The sequence below is a fragment of the Algoriphagus sp. 4150 genome, assembly GCF_031457395.1.
GTDB lineage: Bacteria > Bacteroidota > Bacteroidia > Cytophagales > Cyclobacteriaceae > Algoriphagus.
Map to the genome: position 1 here is coordinate 47,800 of NZ_JAVDWS010000018.1, position 20,394 is coordinate 68,193.

The window sequence follows — 20,394 nt, forward strand, 5'->3', positions numbered from 1 at the left end:
ATTTGCTAGTCAAGTAGTTCAGATTAACCTTCCTAGGGTAAGTATGAATAGGAAGTTTACTGGCATATCGGCATTTTATGAGTACTTGTTGAATCAAATTGCAGGATTTCAAAGTTTAGATGGAGATCTTCCAGAGGAGTTGAATACCTCAAAAAGTTATTTCCTAGATCTAAAGCGAAAGGTAATTGCATTTATTCAAAATTATTACAACGTTGAAAAAAATGGTTTTTCTTCTGTTTGGGGGAGAGAAGTGGGGAATTTTGTGTTGGCAAGTAGATCTACATTGATTTTTGAATACGACGCACCTATTACAAAATTTTTGATTGAAATCTACCAAAACAAGCCAAATTACTATCAAGGAGCACTAGGGTATTCCATAGACCAGATTGATACCAATAGACTGAGAGAAAGGAGATATCTCAACGGAGTAATTTTAGCCTATGAGTATTTTCAGAAAGGTGAAACAGAAATTGAAAAAAGAAGAATTAAGGAAAAATCTTCTCTTACTAAACTACGAAATCAGATCGATAAATACATTTCAGAAGCAGAACAGCAATTTATTGAGCTATCGAATGGGTTTGAATCCAACGTAAAAGCTACAGCAGATGAAGTTCTTACGTACAAAGAGGAGAAATCCAGATTGTATGAAGAATGGTTTGAAAGTACTTCTGCCAATTTCTTCGAGTTTGATACCGCTTCGAAAAAAAAGGTATTAGACCTAGAGACGCTTTACAGGGAAAAGTTGAAACTCGAAGCCCCGGCCAAGTACTGGAATGATAGGGCCGCTAAGCTTCGAAAAGAAGGTAATCGTTGGCTTACAAGCCTCGTAATAATCACGTTAATTGGTATAGGGTTATTTACTCTATTACTTAATTTTCTATCGAATGGAGTTCTTGAAGATATTTTCAGCGATACTGCCACAGCGATTAAATGGTCAGTGATCTTCATCACCTTTGTCTCGTTTCTGGCATTTTTGATAAAAACCTTTTCAAAGCTTACTTTCAGTACTTTTCATCTCGTCAGGGATGCGGAAGAACGGGAGCAACTTACTTTCGTATTTTTAGCGATGCAGAAAGAGCAAGCAATTGATCCGACCGAAAGACATTTAATTATGCAGTCGCTTTTCAGTAGGGCAGATACAGGATTATTAAAAGATGAAGGATCTCCAACCATGCCAGGTAATATTTTTGATAAAGTTTTAGCAGGAGGTAGTAAATAAAATACCAAAGTAAGTAATTAAATTAAGCAGGAGTGAAAATATAATATGCTATCAAAAGAAATACAGAATAAAGTTCAAAATTTATGGGATCGTCTTTGGTCGTCTGGATTCACCAACCCAATATCTGCTATAGAGCAAATTTCCTATTTGCTTTTCATGAAGAGACTTGAAACATTTAAACCAGATATAATTAAAAAGTATAAATGGAGCATTTATAGTAGTCTAAAAAATGATAAAGAATTAGTTGATAATGTAAAGGAAGTTTTTCAATTCATCAAAACCGATTTAAGTAAAGAAGATGAACCATTTGCTCAGGCTATGTCTAATGCTTCATTTGACTTAGACAATCCCAACTTACTTAGAAATGCCATTGAATTTATTGATTCTATATACGAGGATATTGAAAGCGAAATAAAAGACAAGAATCAGCACTTTCACGATATTCAAGGAGATGTTTATGAGCACCTTTTAAAACACACTTCCGAGGCGGGCAAAAATGGGCAATTCCGAACTCCCCGACATATTATTCATATGATGGCTGCATTGCTTGATCCAGATTTGGATGGTAAAATTTTGGATTTAGCATCTGGTTCGGGAGGATTTTTGGTTGGAGCTTATCAGTACCTAATCACTAAGTATTCTAAATCTGTTAAACCAGATGATGATGGTTTGATGAAAGGAACTGACGGAGGTAAACTAACCAAAAACCAAAGAAAGAAATTAGAGGAAGAGACTTTCTACGGTTTTGATATAGATCGAACTATGGTTCGGATTGGAGTCATGAATTTAATGATGCACGGCATCTCAAAACCTCATATTGTTTACTTAGACTCTCTATCTACTGCTTACGAAAAATGGGAAGCCGAACGTCTATCCGTGACTTTAGATCTGAAAGATAAAAGATCTCTTGCAAATCCAGCTTTACAAGGACAGTTTAAGTACATAATGGCAAACCCTCCGTTTACAGGAAAAATTGATAGTCCAAGAGTAAGCGAAAATTTAGATCGTATTTATCCTCCTGTATATGATGACAGGGAAGAGACTAAACGCAAAAAGCAAACTGTTCAGTCCGAGCTACTATTCTTGGAGAGGATGGTTTATATGTTAGAGGAAGGAGGCCGAGCTGCCGTTATTGTTCCGGAAGGAGTTTTGTTCAACTCTGGAAAAGCACATCAAGCAGTACGAGAAATTTTAATGACCGACTGTAATTTGGATGGTGTAATCTCTATGCCAAGTGGTGTTTTTCAGCCTTATACAGGAGTCAAGACTTCTATCCTATTATTTACAAAACGCAAATGGAAAAACGGTTCAGATAACCCTCAAAATATAGATGTCTGGTTCTATGGAATGGACTCAGATGGTTACACTTTAGATTCTAGCAGAAAAAGATTAAAAGAATCTCCTTTGCCCAAAGTAATAGACCATTGGAAGAACAGAACACAAGAAAATCAATCAGATAGAAAATTGATTCATTTTAGCATTCCTTTCGAAGAAATTAAAGACAATGGTTTTGAATTGAATTTCAACTTGTACAAGGACTTTATTTATGAATCACAGGAGTTTGAGCCCTCTGAAAAGATTCTAAAGAAGATTACTGAATTGGAATTAGATATTAACCAAGGACTTGAAGAGTTAAGAAATTTTTAATGCTATGGAGTTTGTAGAATATACTATCGGTGAACTAGCATTAGAAGTGAAAACGGGGAAAACACCACCTACCTCCAATCCAGAATATTTTGATGGAGAGATTCCTTGGATTGGACCTTCAGACTTAAAGGGACAGAAACTTGCTGAAGATTCTGAAAGAAAAATATCTAAAATCGCCTTGGAAGACAATAAGGCATTTTTATTTCAATCAGAAACAGTTCTTATTTCTACGATAGGAGATATTGGGAAAACAGCAATTGTCAAAAAGCCTGTTGCATCAAATCAACAATTGACAGGAATACTTGTAAATGAGGACATCATTCTTCCTGAATTATTTTATTACTGGGTTCGGTTGAATAAAAGGATTTTGGAAAACAAGGCCAATACCTCTGTTTTATCTATGCTTAATAACAAACTCCTTAAACGAGTTAAAGCTGTTTTTCCTAAATATATTGAGGACCAGTACAAAATTATTGGTCGACTTAATAGAATTCAAGAGCTTATTGATAAACGAGTCGATACAAATCAATTACTAGATAAATACATCCGATCCGTTTTTTTAGAGATGTTTCTTGAAAAATCAACAAAATGGGAATACATATCTTTAAAAGAATCTAATGGTGTTAAGAATAGAATTCAAGGTATAGGAAAAAAGTCCAATTCTAGCGGAAAAGGAAAACCTATGCTTCGCATGAATAACTTAACATATTCTGGCGAAACCGATCTCAATGATTTAAAATGGATAGAGTTATCGGAAAAAGAAGAAAAAACATTTTACTTAGAGAATCGCAATGTTTTATTCAACAGAACTAATAGTCCAGAATTAGTTGGAAAAATTGCGGTTTGGAATCACGGAACTGAATACACATTCGCAGGGTATTTAGTAAAAATAGAACTAGATGAAACCATTCTTAACCCATATTATCTGACAAGCTTCTTTAATTCTGATTTCGGAAAAATGGTTTTAAGAAATAAAGCACGGTTATCAGGAAACCTTGCAAACATAAGTGGGTCAAAGTTTCTTGAACAGCTTATTCTGCTTCCTCCAATTGAACTACAAGTAAAATATGAAAAAACCTATCTGAAATTTCAAGAAATCAGATTTCAACTTGAGAATCAACAAGAATTTCTACAAATACTTTTTCAAGCCTATCTGCAGGATTCTTTTAAAAATGAAGAGATAGATGAAGATGAAGTATTTGAAACACTTTTACAAAAATTTAATAAAGAAGATTTGAAGCAAGGTAACCGTTTGAAGTATTTATTGAAATGGATTGATTGTAAAGAGCCTCAATTTTCCAAGTTTGAATCATATGATATCGCTTGGGATAGATTAAGAGAATTACTTGAGGATGGAAGCATTGAACAAGTGATGGATAAAAATGAAATAAAACTCAAAGTTGTTGAATGAAGCTTCTAAAATTACATATCAATTCAGAATATGGGAGTATTAAAGAAGGTTTCAAACTTCAATTCAGAACCCCATATGAGGATCAAATCCCTGAACAAATAGATTGGTCCGATTTTCACCCCTTTTGTTTTGCAGGCCTAAATGGAAGTGGCAAATCAAATGTATTAGAAGCTCTTGCCAGTATTTTCTATCATATTGAGAGTTGTGCAAATGTCAATCAACCCGAAAACTTTCAAAACAATTTTAAACCTGAACGCTGCAAACCCAATGCCTTTGAATTGGAGTATTATCTCTGTCAGGATCAGGAATATAAAATTGAAAACTTAATCAGGGTTTTCATTAGTAAGAAAGAAAAGAATAAAAAGGAAGATGGGTTACCTGTAATGTCTTACCAACCTTTTCCATTTGACAAAGAGCCAATTCTAGTTTCAGTTGTCGCAGAAAAGTTTGCGACAGACCCCGCACCTGCGAAACGCTACTTACCAGATTTGGTAATAGGTTACTCTTCGGGTGAAAATGAAATTTTAAGCATTCCGTTTTTAAAAACTCGCCTTCTTCACTTTGACGAGTACCGAGTTGCTCTGGAAAAGAAAGCAGAATATAAAGAACCTGAAAGCAGTTTGCTATACGTTGATTACGAAATGAGCCAAGCTGTACTTTTAGCCAATTTAATCTTTCAGAAAAAAGAAGTCTTAGAGCCCTTGCACAGAGAATTGGGAATTGCAGATATTATTCGCTTCCGAATGAATCTCAACCTGCACACCCATGAAAACAAAAAAATTCTTGAACAATACAAAGAGGTTATAGATGCATTTAAGCGTTGTGCTACCGCGTGTTACGAAGAGAAAAACAAACTGACTTTAGATTTTTGGATTAATTCGGCTAGTAAAGAAGCTTTCAAAGCTAACTTTTCAAACAACCCTTTTAAACTATTTCAATCCTTTCAAATTCTTTACACATTAAACTATCGAACTGTAAAACCTGAGATAAAATCTGATGTGTACCAATCAAAAGGTTTTTATACGGATGGAAAAGTGCCAATTCCAGAACCTCAAGAAAAAGTTTTCTTTTTCCTTGATTACTATATCAAGAAAAAATATCCTGATTCCAAAGAAGTTGTTCCATTGCTTATGAAGAACCTTTCAGATGGCGAGCAGCAGTTTTTACATACTATGGGGATTTGTCTGATGCTGAAAGACAAAAGTGCTTTGTTATTATTAGATGAGCCTGAAACGCATTTTAATCCTGATTGGCGATCAAAGTTCATCCGAACTCTAAAGAAGAGTTTAGATCACTCACAAAGCAATAATCTAATGACAGATATCCTGATTACATCTCATTCACCTTTCATTATTTCAGACTGTTATCCTGATAAGGTAATTGCTTTTGAAAAGGGAAAACAACCAATAAATGCCAGAGATATGAACTTTAGAACTTATGGCACTTCTGTTGATATCATCATGGAAAACATTTTCAAAAAACGGAATACCATTGGTGATCTTTCAAGAAAAGAAATAGAAGACATCCAAAAGGAAATTGCAAACAGGAAGAAATTATCCCCAAAAGAAGTTCAAGAATATAAATTGCGTACTAACCATCTTGGTGATTCTATGGAAAAGATACTATTGTTTGCACGATTAAATGAATTAGAAGATATAGATGCTTAAGGTATATAAGTCCATATCACATGACATTTACAAAGCTCATAACTTGATTGAGTATTTGGTTAATGAAGTATGGTGTAAGGCAGATAACAAGCAATGTAAAAGCAAACTCAATAATGAACTAAAAGCCTTGTATGAAGATCAACCCTGGTTTCAAGAACAGGTCAAGGCTATTTACAAAGTTTGTAAATCACTAACAATTCAGGAAAAAGAGGATTTTAAAACTGCATTCGCTCATAATAATAGGATTGAGGAACTCTGTGATCGAACAATTGCTCCAATTGCTCTTAGTACTTTAAATAAAGCCTTAGTCAAAGTAGTAAAACCATTCTTCAAAAAATTGTATACCAATTTTTTAGGTTGGAAAGCAATTCGGGATTCTTATGGAGAAAAGAAAACATATTATGATGAGCTGAACTTGAATAATGGCTTTATTCATTGTCCTTGCTGCGGTTACGGTGACCTAAAGACAATTTACTCAAAAGGAAGATCGGCATTTGACCATTATCTTCCGCAAAAGCACTACCCGTTTTCCTCAACGAACTTTAATAATCTGGTTCCAATCTGTACAACTTGCAATTCAGATGAAAAAGGTGAAGTTGATGTGCTTAAGGAAGGTAAGCCTATATATTATCCGTTTGCTAAAAATCATCCCAATATTGATGTTTCTGTTGATGTGGACAGAAAAGTACTAAAAAAGCTAATTGAACCAACAAACGACTTAAAGAGTAAAATCACTAAATCTGAGATTAAAGTAGACTTTAATCTGCAAGATGATAAAACCAAATCATGGAATAGAATTTTTGATATTAAGACAAGGTACTTTGGCAAAGTTGCAGACAATCGTGTTAGTTGGCTTGATGATGTTAGACAAATATATAGAGATCCAGATACAACTTTAACTACTTATGAAGCTGCCTTTGATAAAGTAATTGAAACTGATTCAAATAAGTATTTGGGTTTTTTAAAAACACCATACCTAAAAAGCATGAAATCTAATAGTCACTTGATTAAAGCAATGGATGAAGTTAGTGGTAGTTCAATCATTTCCAATTAAAGCTTTAAATTACTTGACTTTGGGGGGGGTAGTTAAAACCATTTTAGTATTTACCTCCCTTCACCTCATCACTAATCAAAAACTACTATTCAGAACTAATAAGATTTTCCAATTGATGGCTGCAAAGATATTACTTAAAATAGTAAAAAGTTACGTTGTTTTTTTGCCTGGATATAATTTTTCCATTTTTTGACAATGTGCTAATGCTTTATTATCAGGAATTTCTTGGTAAAGCTTACCAAACGTTTTTAAGTCCATATCAAAAGTGTCAAGGCAGTTTAGAATAGTTGTAAAAAGAGGAAGAGATTGACACCTCATTATTGCCGTGATCGTTGCATTTCTCATTTCTATTCCAAGAGCAAGTTCTGAGAAATTATAGATGAGACCAATAGGTTTGGGGTCACCTGCTTCCTGAAGCTCCTTTTTCCTATCGTTCAAATCAGCAATTCTAGACAAGAATATAATTGAAATTTTGCCTTTTACAATCTGCTTATTGACCTTTCCCATGGCACAATCAAAAAAATCTTAAATTTTTTCTTTTACGCTATAGCGTAAAATGAATTAATTCATTAGATTAGCATTATGTTAAAATCTGATTATTAAGGAATAACCTTTTATTAACTATAGTATTTAACGGTACTGTTTTACGAGCCTCGTCACAAAATCTGACAATTTTCCGAACGAGGGTAAGTGAGACGGGCCTTAGCCTTATATTTGTGCATAGGGCGGGCTCTCTCCTTATTTCTATTGTTCGGACCTTTGCGAAAGCAGGGGTGGCTTGTCAGAGCCATGTGGCAATAGAGTTTGGAGTTTTGCTCGCCCTTACTTTTTAGTAAGTGTTTGCTGTCCATTTCTATAAGACTCGTTTTACCATTTTTCATTTCTAATGAAAACGAGCATGATTAAGTTACTTCCTTTTCTGTCGCAGACAGTATCCTGTAGGATCCACAGGTTGGGAGCGTATGCTCTGTTGGTAAGCGGGTCAGTTAGTTCTCTGCCTATTCCGATAGCTATCGGAACCTATTACATCCTTCCAGAGGTACACGGCATCGCCGCGGTAGATCGCCTGTATCCCCTGAAGCCCAAGAATCCTATTTGAGGGATTCCGGCCATCGCCGAGAAAGGGGAGGTGCACCTCCCTGAGCAGATCGGTTACTACATATACGGTACATCATATTATTCATTTTGCTGGTTCGACGGGCTCACCACAAGTGGTTGGTCGGTTGGGACGAGGTGGAAGAACTATGTCTGGTTCGGAGACGTCATTGCGCCTGTCCGCCGAAGGAGGGAGGAAAGGCACACGACGATAGGAGTGTGGCTTGACAGCCTGTCCCGATGATGAATCGGGATGGCAGTCTCGTAAGAATGTGCTCAGCACGTTGAGATTGCTTCGTCCTTCGTCCTCGCAATGACGGTAACACTTGAGACTGCTTTTCTCGCCTGTGGCGGATCGCAGTGACGGTAACACTGACTGCTGAAAACTGCGACTGAGACTGCCTACTGTGACTGAGATTGCTTCGTCGCTCTAAGGAGCTTCTCGCAATGACGGTGCTCACTTCCGTCTCCCGTCTCCCGTCTTCCAGCTTAAACACTAAAAGCACATGAAAAAAACATTACTCATCTGCTTACTGGGATACCTATGCGTACCCACAAGCACCACGACAGCACAAGTTGCTGATTCACCCGGGGCGGATTTTCTTCATAGGTCTGTGCCCCAAGTCTCCCCTGAACAAGGAGACACCCATCGGGGCGGAGAAATCCGTCCCGATACTTTGCCGGAGAAAAATGGTTTGGTTGATCACTCCGGCCAAGGGCAGAAGGGCGAAGGCTCTTCTGCTTCGGAGGGAGCATTGATCTATGGGGAGATCATCAATCCTGATTCGCTCCACTCCTTACTAGTGGAGGTAGCTCCTCTTGGATTCAATAACTCCCATCCTCAGGAAGAGTTAGAGCTATTTACCACTCATGGAACTTTCTTTGACGGCATCCTAGATCCACGGGTACAGAAGTTCCACGCGAATATTCCTGCTCTTTCAGACGTGATGTATATCAATCTAAAGCTGGATAATAGGCCTATCCTCGAGAATTATTTGATTTCCCCCGGCGACAGCATTAAAATTTCCATAGACCTACAGCGGACGATGATCGTATTCGGAGGTCCTGCAGGTGATTGGTTGGAGACGCAATACCAAGTGACAAGGGCACAAAAGCAGGAAATTTTTGATTCTCCAAGATACCTCTATGAAAATGACAGGGAAGCACTATTGGACAGAGACAATAACCGGGAACGGCTGGAACTGGCAGAAGGGCAGTTTGGAGCCAGGCTGCATATTCTGGAGCAAGGGAAAGACGGGCTGAGGAGGGACTTGGAACTGATTAAAATAGACGAGAATAAGGTTCCTGGGTTTACCGTTCTGGAGTCTAGAAAAAATCTATTGTCGCCAAAACAATACAGTTTGCTTAAATCCCAGATGCTTGGACAGTACTATGGTTCCCAGCTAAGTGCTGCCAGAAGATATGGCTATGGCATGGCAAAAATTCAAAGTGATTCTATGGCTTTGGAACTGTTCCAGAATGAAATGCCTAAGATTCTGGCAAAAGTTAAGCCTTATTTTTCAGCACTTTCCGCATCGGTTTTGACTGAAGGGTATCTTCTATTCGCTTCTGAATGGGTACAGAATCAGGCAATCATTTCTAACTCTATGTTTCAGGAGGTGGTTAAAACGGAATTCCAGGGAGAGCTAAGCGATAGACTTCTGGTTGACTACACAGTAAAGCATCTAACACGAGAGGTAGAACCCCTGGCTTTGATCGATCAGGTATTACCTCTCCTTACTACCTCCCGGTGGAGCGACAACTTGCAGGAATATAGAAATAGATTTACTCTTCATGTTCCTTTACAGACTTTTGCGTTGACTTCATTTACCGGAGATGAGTTAAAGGAAGAGGACCTCAAAGGTTCGCCTACACTGCTATACTTTTATTTTTCCTCTTGTGCTGCCAGCGAGGGCTTTTTTAAAAATTACCTCTGGCCTCTTTATGAGGAACTGGCTGAAGAAACAGGATTTAAAATAGTGGCAGTCTCAGTAGATAATGACTCACGGCTATGGAAAGAATCCATAGACACTTACTCCGATAGTTCTCTGATCAATACTAACCTCCCATCCAGACAATGGAGCGCATGGCTTGATTATTACCTGATTACAGGTTATCCCCGCACAATGCTTCTGGATGAAGATGCAAAACTACTTTCCCTGAGTCTCAAGGGCGGAAAATATGCCGATTTCCGGGATAGATTCTTAAGCCTGCTATTGAATGGATCAACTCCAAATACCTTTTCCTATCTCAATCCGAGCAACCTCATACCATGAAAATATATATACTAACCGTACTATTCCTGCTTGTTGGAATGGACATTCAGGCCAGACAAAATAATGACTCTGCTATTAAAGGTAGAGTGTTAGACGTATCCGGTGAGGCTCCCATCCCAGGGGTTAATATCCTGATTAAAGGCTATGCCATAGGCGGAGTGACTGATAGAGAAGGCAGGTTTTCCATCGAACTTCCCGTCAACCGGGCTGAACTTGTCTTTAGTTTCATCGGATACACGTCACAGACGATAGAAGTGGATATTACCAGAAATTCAGAGATCACGGTACTATTAGAGGAGGATCAGGTGAGCTTAGCAGCTGTGGAAGTATTATCTACCGGATTTCAGGAGCTTTCGGCAGAACGGGCTACGGGTTCTTTTACACATCTGGATAAGGCACTAATTAACAGGAGAGTAAGTGCCAATATCTTAGACAGGATGGAGGATCTCACACCAGGCCTGATCTTTAGCCGGGACAGACCGGATCTCGACAAAGGGGAGAGCGTTAGTATCAGGGGTAGCAGCACCTTACTCTCAGATCGTCAGCCTTTGATTGTCGTGGACAATATGGCCTATGATGGGCCTGTTGAAAATATCAATCCTAATGATGTGGAATCTATCACCGTATTGAAAGATGCCGCCGCCGCATCCATCTGGGGAGCCAAGTCCGGGAACGGAGTAATAGTCATCACTACCAAAAGAGGTGATTTTGAAAGTCCTCTACGTGTAAATTTCACAAGCAATATCACTTCAGGAAAGGCTTTTGACCCTTTTTACGTTCCTCAGATGAGCATTTCAGATTTTGTGGAAGTGGAGCAGCGTCTGTTTGGGCAAGGGTATTTTGATGGCTTTTATCAAAGTTATAACCAGGCAAAAATATCTCCTGTAGTAGAAAGCCTCTATCAATTTAAAAACGGTGAAATCACTCAAAGTGAATTGGACAACAGGTTGGATGGTTTCAAGAGCAGAGATCTGCGGACTGAATTAAAGGAGAATCTATACAGGCCATCTCTACATCAGCAATATGCGTTGAACCTATCCGGAGGCACAAAAAATTATACCTATTTTCTGGGCTTAGGATATGATCATAACAAAAATACGGAAATCAGTAGCTCCACAGAGCGAATAACGCTGAATGCACGCCAATCCTGGAAGTTGATGGACAAGCGATTCAAATTTTCTTTGGGAACTTACCTGGTACACAGTGGAAGTACCAATGGTTCGCCAGAGTTCGGTGGTTTGGAACCTTATGATCTCTTACGTGATGAAAGAGGCGAGCCGTTACCGGTATTCAGGGATTACAGTAATAGGTTCAAACAGGATATGGAGGCTACTGAGCTTCTGGATTGGACGTATTTTCCGGTCAATGAATTTGGTAAGTCCAGAATAGATAATTCAGAAATCGAATTCAGGATCAATCCTGAAATCTCCTTTGAGATTCTTAACGGATTATCCATCCAGTCCAACTATCAGTACTGGCAGTCGTACGCCGGGAATGATAGGCTTAATTCTGCTGATTCATATTTTGCCAGAGATTTGATCAATGTCTTTTCCATAGTTGGGGAAGATGGATCAGTCATCCGGAATGTACCGTTAGGCGGAATAAATGACCTATCCGGCACCCATTCTTATAGCCATACCTGGAGATCCCAACTCAACTTTGACAGAACATGGGATGATGTTCATCAACTGACAGCTTTGGCAGGTTTTGAATTAAAAGATTTCCAAAGCAATTCTCAGTCCCAGAGAGCCTATGGAGTAGATGAGATCAGCGGAATCTCAAAACCTGTGGATTATGTGAATTATTATCCGCAGTTGCATACAGGGTTCTTTTATCAGATTCCTTTTGGACAGAATTTCTCGGGTTCTACTGATAGGTTTTTGTCTGGATTTGCAAATGCGGGTTATACTTACAAAAACAGATATATACTGACTGCTTCAGCCAGAAAGGATGCTTCCAACCTCTATGGAGTGAGCACTAATGAGAGAGCTGTACCACTTTGGTCCACAGGGGTGGGGTGGATTATTTCAGAGGAGCGCTGGATGGATACCGAACTTGTTTCCTATCTGAAATTAAAAGCCAGTTATGGATATAATGGAAATACGAATCCGGCAGCGACTGCCTATACGACGGCTCAGTATTTTGATGCATCCAGCAATCGCTGGGTAGGACAACCCTGGCTTTCTGTTTTAAATCCTCCTAATCCAGAGTTACGTTGGGAACGTATCAAGATCGTCAATGTAGGTGTTGAATATGAGCTGTGGAAACAGCGTCTTAGCGGTTCACTGGAGTATTATAGTAAACGGGGAGTTGACCTCTTTGGTGTCATGCCTACTTACCCGTCATCAGGAGTTTCTACCGTGACCAAAAATTATGCGGAGACAAATGCGCATGGTATGGATTTATCGTTAAATGTCAGGGTTTTACAAGGTGACTTATTTTGGAATTCAAGCTTGTTTTATAGTTCAGTAAAAGAAAACGTCATTTCTTATGCACAAAACCCTTCTCCGGATCAGGTGGCGGGTTACTCTTCTGGTCTTGCCGGTATAGGCCCGGCTCCAGTGGAAGGATATCCTCTTTACAGCATTTTCTCTTATCCTTTTCCAGGCCTTGACCCGACAACCGGTGATCCAATGGGAATATTGGATGGAGAGTCCAGTACAGATTATGCGGCAATAATGGATCAGACATCAGTGGAAAACCTGGAATTAGCAGGCTCTGCAATTCCTACCCATTTTGGCGCATGGCGAAATACCCTAGGCTGGAATGGATTTGAATTGTCAGCAAACATTTCCTATAGATTAGGCTACTATTTCAAAAAAGAATCTGTGGAATATGATAATCTTAACAAAGGGGAGATTGGACATTCTGATTATTCGTTAAGATGGCAAAATCCTGGTGACGAGATTGTCACATCAGTTCCATCTGATCCCCTGGGGATTGATCCTAGAAGGAGTGCTTTTGATCGGATCAGTAGCCGAAGGGTTAGGAAAGGGGATCATATCCGTTTGCAGGACGTGAGGCTGGCTTACACATTTGATAAGAATAATTTTCCTGGGCTTCCATTCCAGAATATTCAACTCTATAGCTATATCGATAACATTGGACTCATCTGGAAAGCTGCCAAAGATGTGATAGATCCTGACTTCAGGAACTTTCAGGTTCCACGGACTTATTCATTCGGTCTGTCTATCAATTTCTAAACAAGATATCCGGGATAAAGGGATATGGAGTAAGAACAGGTTGTTTCTTCTCAGGCACTAACTTTTTACCCGGGTAAATGTCATTGTGTTCCGCCTGATAATTTACTGAACTATAAATTTATCAGATTGAGCATAATGTATAATTCATACAGTTGGATGATTATTCTATGTGAAAGATTATCCTTAATCGACATGGATACAGGTTATGTAGCCTTAAACAAATTTTAAACACGTGAAATCAAGCATGATTCCATAGCTAGGGGAACACACCGTGTGACGGTTTTAATACATGCGCGATTTCATGTGATCACTAAAAATCAAATTGAAATCCTATGAGAATTTCTGCATACTATTTATTTCTATTGATCGCACTACTTCTATCCTGTGAAGGGTTTTTAGATGAGAAACCCCAAAAACAGATGGTGATCCCAAATACGTTAGATGATTTTCAGGCTTTGCTGGACGCAGAGCCCAGATCAATGAATTCTGTGCCAAAGATGGGGTTTTTAAGTTCAGATGAATTGTTCATTGACAATTCTCTCTTGGGTCAGATGACACTGGAAGAACGGGGTGCATATTTATGGCAGCCTGACTTATATCTTCCCAATGATGCAGGAGTAGACTGGGCATTTTCTTACAGAAAGGTATTCTATGCCAATTTGGTTATTGAAGGCGTTAGAGATTATTCTCCGAATTCGCAGGAAGAGAAAAATAGAGCGTTACAGCTCGATGCGGCAGCAAGGTTTTACAGGGCATTTGCTCATTTTTCACTCGTACAGGAGTTTGCAGAACCTTTTAATCCCCAAAAGCCAGAAGCCCAAGGGATTCCGTTACGCAAAAATGCAGATATAAATGCTACAAGCGAAAGGGTTTCAATTGGGGAGGTTTACAATTTTGTTATAGAGGATTTGGAAGTAGCCAGGGAACTTCTCCCGAATAAGGCTGATATTCCAACGAGGGCATCTAAATGGGCCGCAGAAGCTCTTTTGAGCAGAATATATTTGTCTATTCAAAATTACGAAAAGGCAATGGAGCATTCATCGAATGCACTTGAAATTGATGATTCCTTGATGGATTACAATGATTGGGATTCTGGGTTAAGGTACAGTTTCCCCCGCTTTAATGCAGAAGTAATACATCATGCACATATGTTTACAGGAAGGTTTACATCAAGCACTCAAACTTATGTAAATCCTGAGCTTTATGACCTATACGATTCTCTGGATCTAAGGAAGGAAGTGTTTTTCAGAGCTTCTTCAACCCCTGGATTATATAATGTTTATGGTAAATATACAGGAGAGTCTACCATGTATGGAGGGATGGCAACCGATGAAGTTTTACTGGATCGTGCGGAATCAGCTGTTCGGATGGGCCAAAGAGAAATTGCCTTGACGGATTTGAATTATTTATTGATGAACCGTTACGTAAAAGGAGCATTTGAGGCTTATCAGAATTTAAACGAAAAGGAACTGTTAAAAATCATCATGGAAGAAAGGCGAAAAGAGTTGGTTTTTAGAGGAGTACGGTGGTTGGATCTGAGAAGATATAATCAAGAGACTGAATATGCAGAAACTCTAAATAGAAAATGGAATGAAGTTGATACTGAACTTCCTCCGCATTCACCTCTTTACACATTTCCTATTCCCCCAAGGGAAAATGAACTCAATGATAAGTTATAAAAGAGGGGAGGAATATCCTCCCCAATTAATTGGACTATTCTCCATGGAATATAAATGTCCCTTCTTTTACCATTGGCGCAGAAGGATTAGCTGCAGATCTGGTACAAACCAGATTTGAATCATTACACTCATAGGTATCCTCACCTGGAGTAATATTCGTTACATTTCTCCAAGTGGATCCATCAAGCCCATATTCTGGCTGAAGATCTTTAGGACCTGTAAATGCAACTGCCGCGAAGGCAGCTACAACAAACGCGATTAGGGGCAACTTGCCCTCTAGCTTCTTCATATAGTGTCCTGTTTTTTAACAAATCAAAAACAGGTGAAACCGTTTGGGTTTTCCGGAGCAAAAGCTGCGTGCTTCTTACCGGAAGTGGTTAAAATGCCTACTCTGTTTTAAGGATTTTCGGCTTCTCCCTGTGGAGGTTCATCGGCGTTGGCTTGTCTCTTAGCCCAAGCCGGTAAGAGAAATGATCCTCCGGTAATGCTATTTTTTGGGTGGGGATCTGACCAATGTCCCTGCCCGTTTTTATTTCATGTTTGATTAGCATTTAGCGCTTAATCAGGTTTATTGGGTAAATTTGTTCCATAGAAGCACAATGTTTCTATATCAATTAAAGCTTAACAACCTGTTAAAATCCCGGGGCATCCGCCTTGGGCTTTTTTATTGGGTATTGGTAAAGGCCAGCTCGCGCAAGTCTCCTGACTTGTGCGGTGGATAATGCAGTCTCATGACTGCCTTTAGTTGATAGGTAAACTTTACAATTCAAATTCTACTTGCTGCTCGACTCCCGATAAGTGTTGCGCTGTTATCGTAGGATTTCTAATCCGATAATTCACAAACTCTGCAGATCTCCTCGGGAGAAGCCTCCGTCTTATCACTATACCTCATGTCCGAGGGAAATGGCCTTGTTTCCTTATTCAACCTAGGGTTAAAACCCTAGGCTACAAATCTGCCATGCCTACGGCATTGCTTTGTTTTTACAATGTCTGGAGATACATTAATCTAAATTCTCACCATGCTGTACAGGTTAACCTTTTAACCCTTAACCTTTAATCTCCAGCTTTCAACCGCTTAACCTGTAAGGTCTCCGTGTATCTCACATTTTCTCTGTGCATCTCTGTGACTCAATCCCCACACCGCCAATCCAATAAACCCCAGATTCAACCAGAAGTGTTCTGCCCATCCCAGACTCTCCAGAATCCCCGCACAGTTGCACGGTACTCTCGGAAAAGCTCCCACCCAGATCAAGCCTACATAAGTAGTAAAGATGGAAAGGAGGAGGATGCTTGAGAGATATCCCCACCATCTCGTGACTGAAAAGAGCAGGAGCAGGGCAATCAGCAACTCTGCCATTGGTACTGTATAAGCCAGTATTTCCGCCAGTTCCGCCGGAAAGGTCTGGTTATGGAATGCTTTGTGGCTGGTATCCCAGCGGATAAGTTTGTCCAAGCCGGTATAGGTCCACAGCAGCACCAGCAGGACGGATAAAATATTGCTCAGCTTTCCGATCATAACCAGGTTCTTTCTAGTGTTTCTTAAAACTCGGTACTAAACCGGATACCGGTTTCACAGCTGTGAAAAAAAAATATTTTGTGGGACATTGTCCCAATTTTAGCCTGGCAGTTGAATAATTCCCTGATTTTCTAGGTTTTATGGAAAACATAAACTTATCTTATAGTGCTCGGTAAGTTTCTCTTTTGCAGGGAGTGCTTATTGGGAAAGCATTTATGGCGTGGCGTCATGCTGTACATCCAGAAGATATTGAGCCGCCATTTTTTTAACTTAACTGAATTTGGTTATGAAAATTGATATGGATTGGTCTCCTGTTCATCTCAAACCTCTTTTGGATTACATAAAGAAGGTATCGGAGGAGGAGTATGCATTGCTGTCTCCCTATATTGAGCTAGAAGATTCTAAGCCAGGAGAGATTCTGCTCAAATCAGGAGCAACAGAAATCGAATCAAGATTTATCATCCAGGGAATGATAGGTAAATTTTATTTAGGAAAACTGGAAAGGCTATATGTGCAAGGGGATGTTTGTGTGGAAATGGACTCATACGCCAACCAGCTTCCTAGCAGATTTGAACTCAAAGTGCTGCAACAGGCAAAATTTACCCGCTTACCCTATAAGAATGCCAATTTAATACTGGAAAAATACCCTCAGTTTGAGGATTTATCTGAAGAATTGTATCGCCTTTTGCGCTATAGGGAGGAAGAGTGGCAGGTAGTATCCACGTTGCCTTTTGAGCAGGCCAGAACAGCACTGAACAAGCATTATCCGGGATTTGAGTCCGTACTTACCCAAAAACAGCTGGCAGATCTACTGGGTGTTGACCGCAAAACTATAACAAGGCACAATAACAAAGAGTACGCAGAAGCCAAGTTGAAAAGAATAATCAGGTACTATAAAAGTAATCTGAAGTACCCTTTTGAGTCAAAAATTCATGATGAGGTGGATAAACTGGATGCACAGACATTGGTTTGGGGTTCAATCATTCACCGGATTTTCTCGGGAACAAGAGATGAGAATAAGTATAAGAAATTAAAGTTGACTTGGCTGGCGGCAAGGCTATATCCGGATGTCCGCTGGGAGAAGTTGACTTGGATAGCCCGCTTGTACGCGCTACTGTTTGCCATGGATGATTTTACTGATCAGTTAGCGGAGGGGATCAAGGCCGAAGTATGGGGAGAAATTTCCTGTGGGTTCTATGGAGTGCTTGAGGGTGATAACTGCATGATTTTACCAAAATCCATAATGGCCTACCGGAATGCTTTTTATGAACTATGGATGAAGCTGCCCAAGCTGGTCAATCATGACCAAAGCTATTTGGACTACCTGAGGGATGAGATCCAATCGTATCTAAAATCCAATACCTGGGAGGCGGAAAATAGAGACAATCAGGTTATTCCCACGATGGAAGATTACCTTATCCAGCGACCGTTTTTCTCGGGTGGGCAGCTGTCCATATCCCTGACCCCTTTGGGAATGGATTGTGATTATAGTGAGATCAAAGATGCTTTTACAAAATCAAAAGCTATAAGGGACTTAGCTGCCAAATTGATATTCATTACAAATGACCTGTTCTCATATGAGAAAGAAAAAAGACTGGGGGATTTTCATAATCTGATGATTTTGAAAATCCATCATGAACAGCTAAAGGAAGATAGAGCCCGGGAGGAAATTGTGGGATATCACCGCCAATTGCTTATGGAATTCAATAAGGAAGCGGAGGTCTTTAGAAAAAGTAAAATTTCTACTGAGCAGGAGTTACTTAAGCAGATAGAATTTAAAATTTCCGGTGCAGCGAGCTGGTCATTATACGATACTTCACGCTATCACAAATTGTTTAACGAGGAAGAATAAAATTATGGAGTGTATTGAACTAGCAAAACGGTATTTGAATAAGCTGGATATTGAGTTGGCTAAATTTCCAATTTCGGACATTAATCCTCTGGTGATGATAGAGTCTTCCTATTTCTTGGTGGATAGAACTATCCAGGAACTGAAGGAAGGGATGAAAGAGCTGGAATTCCAGGATGAGGAAGAGGAAATTGAGTTCTTCAAGGTTTACATGACAGAGTTTCTGTCCAGATCCCAATTTCTCTCTGAGCTTTTTCAAATCGAATCAGAAAGGTCTGGAATGGTGAACCAATCGGATGACTTTTTTTACTCAGATAAGATGGAAGAGGTTAAAAAGTATTTTCAACGCTATGCCGCCCTGAATAATTACCTGATCATGGGCAAGTCCTATCTGGATAGAGTTTATTTCCTTCGCGGATCAGAAGCGCCTCTGATATATCCGGATTTATTCCGCCATACCATTGATTCCAGTTTTTGCACTGTTTATACACTGCATTTTGCACGGTTAAAAGCAATGGAAAAATTGATGAATTATTTATCAAAGAAAGTCAGAGAGGTCAAAGCTGAAGTCGGAAAAACGTCGGGGTCTATTCAGCAGGCATCCCTACTTTGGACGGGTTCAAAAGTGGACTTGGTGGAACTCATCTATGCGCTTAAAACTACTTCCGTTGTCAATCACGGAAGTGTAACTGTAGCCGATCTGGCGGCAGCGTTGGGGGATTTTTTTGGCAAAGAGCTGAAAGGGTACTATAAAACATTTGAGGAAATACGTGGCAGAAGGAACAGTAAGACCTTCTTTTTGGACAGGTGTAAGAGCAGCCTGGATTCTTTTATAGCAGAATATGAAGATAATGAATGAGCAAATGATATGAATCAATGATGAGGATGCTTCTTGATTGAGAGCAGGAGGTATCCCTAAAACTAAACCAAGGAGGATATGAAAGCATTTGTTGAAACGCTTTTTGAGGAGATGGAGTTATCGCTGAAAGAGGTGGCGGAGGGGACTTCAAACGAGATACAAAAAGCGGAGAAAAGTGGAAGGGCAGTCCATGCTATTCTGCTCAGGCTTAAAAACTTTATTTCCGGGTATAAATTCGCTGACAGTCCGGAGGAAATCAGGTTCTTCAAGGAGTACAAACCCCTGTTCTATAAGGAACTGATATTCTATTCGGAGCTTACCTACATTGAATCTAGAAGACCTATTGGCAAGAAAGAACTCATTAAGGGGTATTATCATCATGTAATGGATCAGATCCAGGATTTTTTTGCGAGAAACCATCAGCTCTACATATACCATCAGTTGGACAGAAGTGATCAGGACGAACAGTTGTTCTTAAGAAGCTCCCAACCCGTTTCCCTTATCCCTGATTATTCCTTTGATTTTGACCCGGTTTTTTCTACGATCAACAGCAGTAAGCTGGCCAAAATTATGGCTTATGAAAGTCTTATTGAGTACATGCAGGAGCAGTTAATAAAATTAGAGTTAGGCCTAGGCAATAGGGGGGACAAGAATTCAAATCACGAATGGACCGATTCCAAATCTGCATTGATCGAATTGGCCTATGCGCTTCATTCCAGAGGAGCGGTGAACCATGGTAAATGCGATGTGAAAATGATCATTTCGATTCTGGAGAAAATCTTCCATGTGAAGGTGGGAAACTTCTACCGCACGTTCCAGAGCATGCGCGGAAGAAAAAAGAACAGGACCATATTTCTGGACAGCCTTAAAGACAGTCTGGTGAAGCGGATGGACGATACGGATATGGGGGATCAATAAA

Annotated in this window: 16 protein-coding genes; 12 read left to right on the forward strand and 4 right to left on the reverse strand. The window is 39.6% G+C overall.

From position 1 onward, the window contains the following. The first annotated feature begins 43 nt into the window (after positions 1–43). From J2X69_RS19210 to J2X69_RS19230, 5 genes are read left to right on the forward strand one after another with little or no spacing between them, the layout of a single operon-like run. A complete protein-coding gene (locus J2X69_RS19210; RefSeq protein WP_310107014.1) occupies positions 44–1,219 on the forward strand; it encodes a DUF6161 domain-containing protein in 1,176 nt (391 codons plus the stop codon). A gap of 45 nt (positions 1,220–1,264) precedes the next feature. Next, positions 1,265–2,866, forward strand: coding sequence for an N-6 DNA methylase (locus J2X69_RS19215; protein ID WP_310107017.1), 1,602 nt, complete (start codon positions 1,265–1,267; stop codon positions 2,864–2,866). Positions 2,867–2,870: 4 nt separating this feature from the next. Further along, positions 2,871–4,277, forward strand: a complete 1,407-nt coding sequence (locus tag J2X69_RS19220) for a restriction endonuclease subunit S (protein ID WP_310107018.1) — start codon at positions 2,871–2,873, stop codon at positions 4,275–4,277. Then, positions 4,274–5,944: a restriction system-associated AAA family ATPase gene (locus tag J2X69_RS19225; protein WP_310107020.1), complete on the forward strand. Its 1,671-nt coding sequence runs from the start codon at positions 4,274–4,276 to the stop codon at positions 5,942–5,944. Before J2X69_RS19220 ends, J2X69_RS19225 begins: the two co-directional genes overlap by 4 nt. 43 nt (positions 5,945–5,987) lie before the next feature. Then, positions 5,988–6,998: a hypothetical protein gene (locus tag J2X69_RS19230; RefSeq protein ID WP_310107021.1), complete on the forward strand. Its 1,011-nt coding sequence runs from the start codon at positions 5,988–5,990 to the stop codon at positions 6,996–6,998. 150 nt (positions 6,999–7,148) lie between these two features. On the opposite strand, the gene J2X69_RS19235 is transcribed toward J2X69_RS19230, so the two are convergent. Beyond that, positions 7,149–7,505 carry a hypothetical protein gene (locus tag J2X69_RS19235; protein ID WP_310107022.1) on the reverse strand — a complete coding sequence of 119 codons (357 nt, stop codon included), beginning with the start codon at positions 7,503–7,505 and terminating at the stop codon, positions 7,149–7,151. A 391-nt stretch (positions 7,506–7,896) separates the two neighbouring features. Between J2X69_RS19235 and J2X69_RS19240 the strand changes: the two genes are divergently transcribed. From J2X69_RS19240 to J2X69_RS19255, 4 genes are all read left to right on the forward strand, one after another. Next, positions 7,897–8,097 (forward strand): hypothetical protein, encoded by a 201-nt coding sequence (locus J2X69_RS19240; protein ID WP_310107023.1) that lies wholly within the window; start codon positions 7,897–7,899, stop codon positions 8,095–8,097. A 502-nt stretch (positions 8,098–8,599) separates the two neighbouring features. After that, complete coding sequence (locus J2X69_RS19245) at positions 8,600–10,369, forward strand: thioredoxin-like domain-containing protein (protein ID WP_310107024.1); 1,770 nt, start codon at positions 8,600–8,602, stop codon at positions 10,367–10,369. After that, positions 10,366–13,572, forward strand: a complete 3,207-nt coding sequence (locus J2X69_RS19250; protein ID WP_310107027.1) for a SusC/RagA family TonB-linked outer membrane protein — start codon at positions 10,366–10,368, stop codon at positions 13,570–13,572. Before J2X69_RS19245 ends, J2X69_RS19250 begins: the two co-directional genes overlap by 4 nt. A 332-nt stretch (positions 13,573–13,904) precedes the next feature. Beyond that, a complete protein-coding gene (locus J2X69_RS19255) occupies positions 13,905–15,251 on the forward strand; it encodes a RagB/SusD family nutrient uptake outer membrane protein (RefSeq protein ID WP_310107030.1) in 1,347 nt (448 codons plus the stop codon). Between the two features lie 34 nt (positions 15,252–15,285). Here J2X69_RS19255 and J2X69_RS19260 read toward each other — a convergent pair whose 3' ends face one another. From J2X69_RS19260 to J2X69_RS19270, 3 genes are all read right to left on the reverse strand, one after another. Beyond that, positions 15,286–15,540, reverse strand: coding sequence for a hypothetical protein (locus J2X69_RS19260; protein WP_310107032.1), 255 nt, complete (start codon positions 15,538–15,540; stop codon positions 15,286–15,288). A 97-nt stretch (positions 15,541–15,637) separates the two neighbouring features. Beyond that, a complete protein-coding gene (locus tag J2X69_RS19265; RefSeq protein WP_310107035.1) occupies positions 15,638–15,802 on the reverse strand; it encodes a hypothetical protein in 165 nt (54 codons plus the stop codon). Between the two features lie 524 nt (positions 15,803–16,326). Then, positions 16,327–16,767: a MauE/DoxX family redox-associated membrane protein gene (locus J2X69_RS19270; protein WP_310107037.1), complete on the reverse strand. Its 441-nt coding sequence runs from the start codon at positions 16,765–16,767 to the stop codon at positions 16,327–16,329. Positions 16,768–17,053: 286 nt separating this feature from the next. Between J2X69_RS19270 and J2X69_RS19275 the strand changes: the two genes are divergently transcribed. The 3 genes from J2X69_RS19275 to J2X69_RS19285 all read left to right on the forward strand — a co-directional run bounded on the left by J2X69_RS19275 (position 17,054) and on the right by J2X69_RS19285 (position 20,393). After that, the gene (locus J2X69_RS19275; protein ID WP_310107039.1) at positions 17,054–18,619 is read left to right on the forward strand and encodes a terpene synthase family protein; all 1,566 of its coding nucleotides are present in this window, start codon (positions 17,054–17,056) and stop codon (positions 18,617–18,619) included. Between the two features lie 4 nt (positions 18,620–18,623). After that, the gene (locus J2X69_RS19280; RefSeq protein ID WP_310107041.1) at positions 18,624–19,475 is read left to right on the forward strand and encodes an RteC domain-containing protein; all 852 of its coding nucleotides are present in this window, start codon (positions 18,624–18,626) and stop codon (positions 19,473–19,475) included. A gap of 78 nt (positions 19,476–19,553) precedes the next feature. Continuing rightward, complete coding sequence (locus tag J2X69_RS19285) at positions 19,554–20,393, forward strand: RteC domain-containing protein (protein WP_310107043.1); 840 nt, start codon at positions 19,554–19,556, stop codon at positions 20,391–20,393. The last annotated feature ends 1 nt before the right edge of the window (position 20,394 follow it).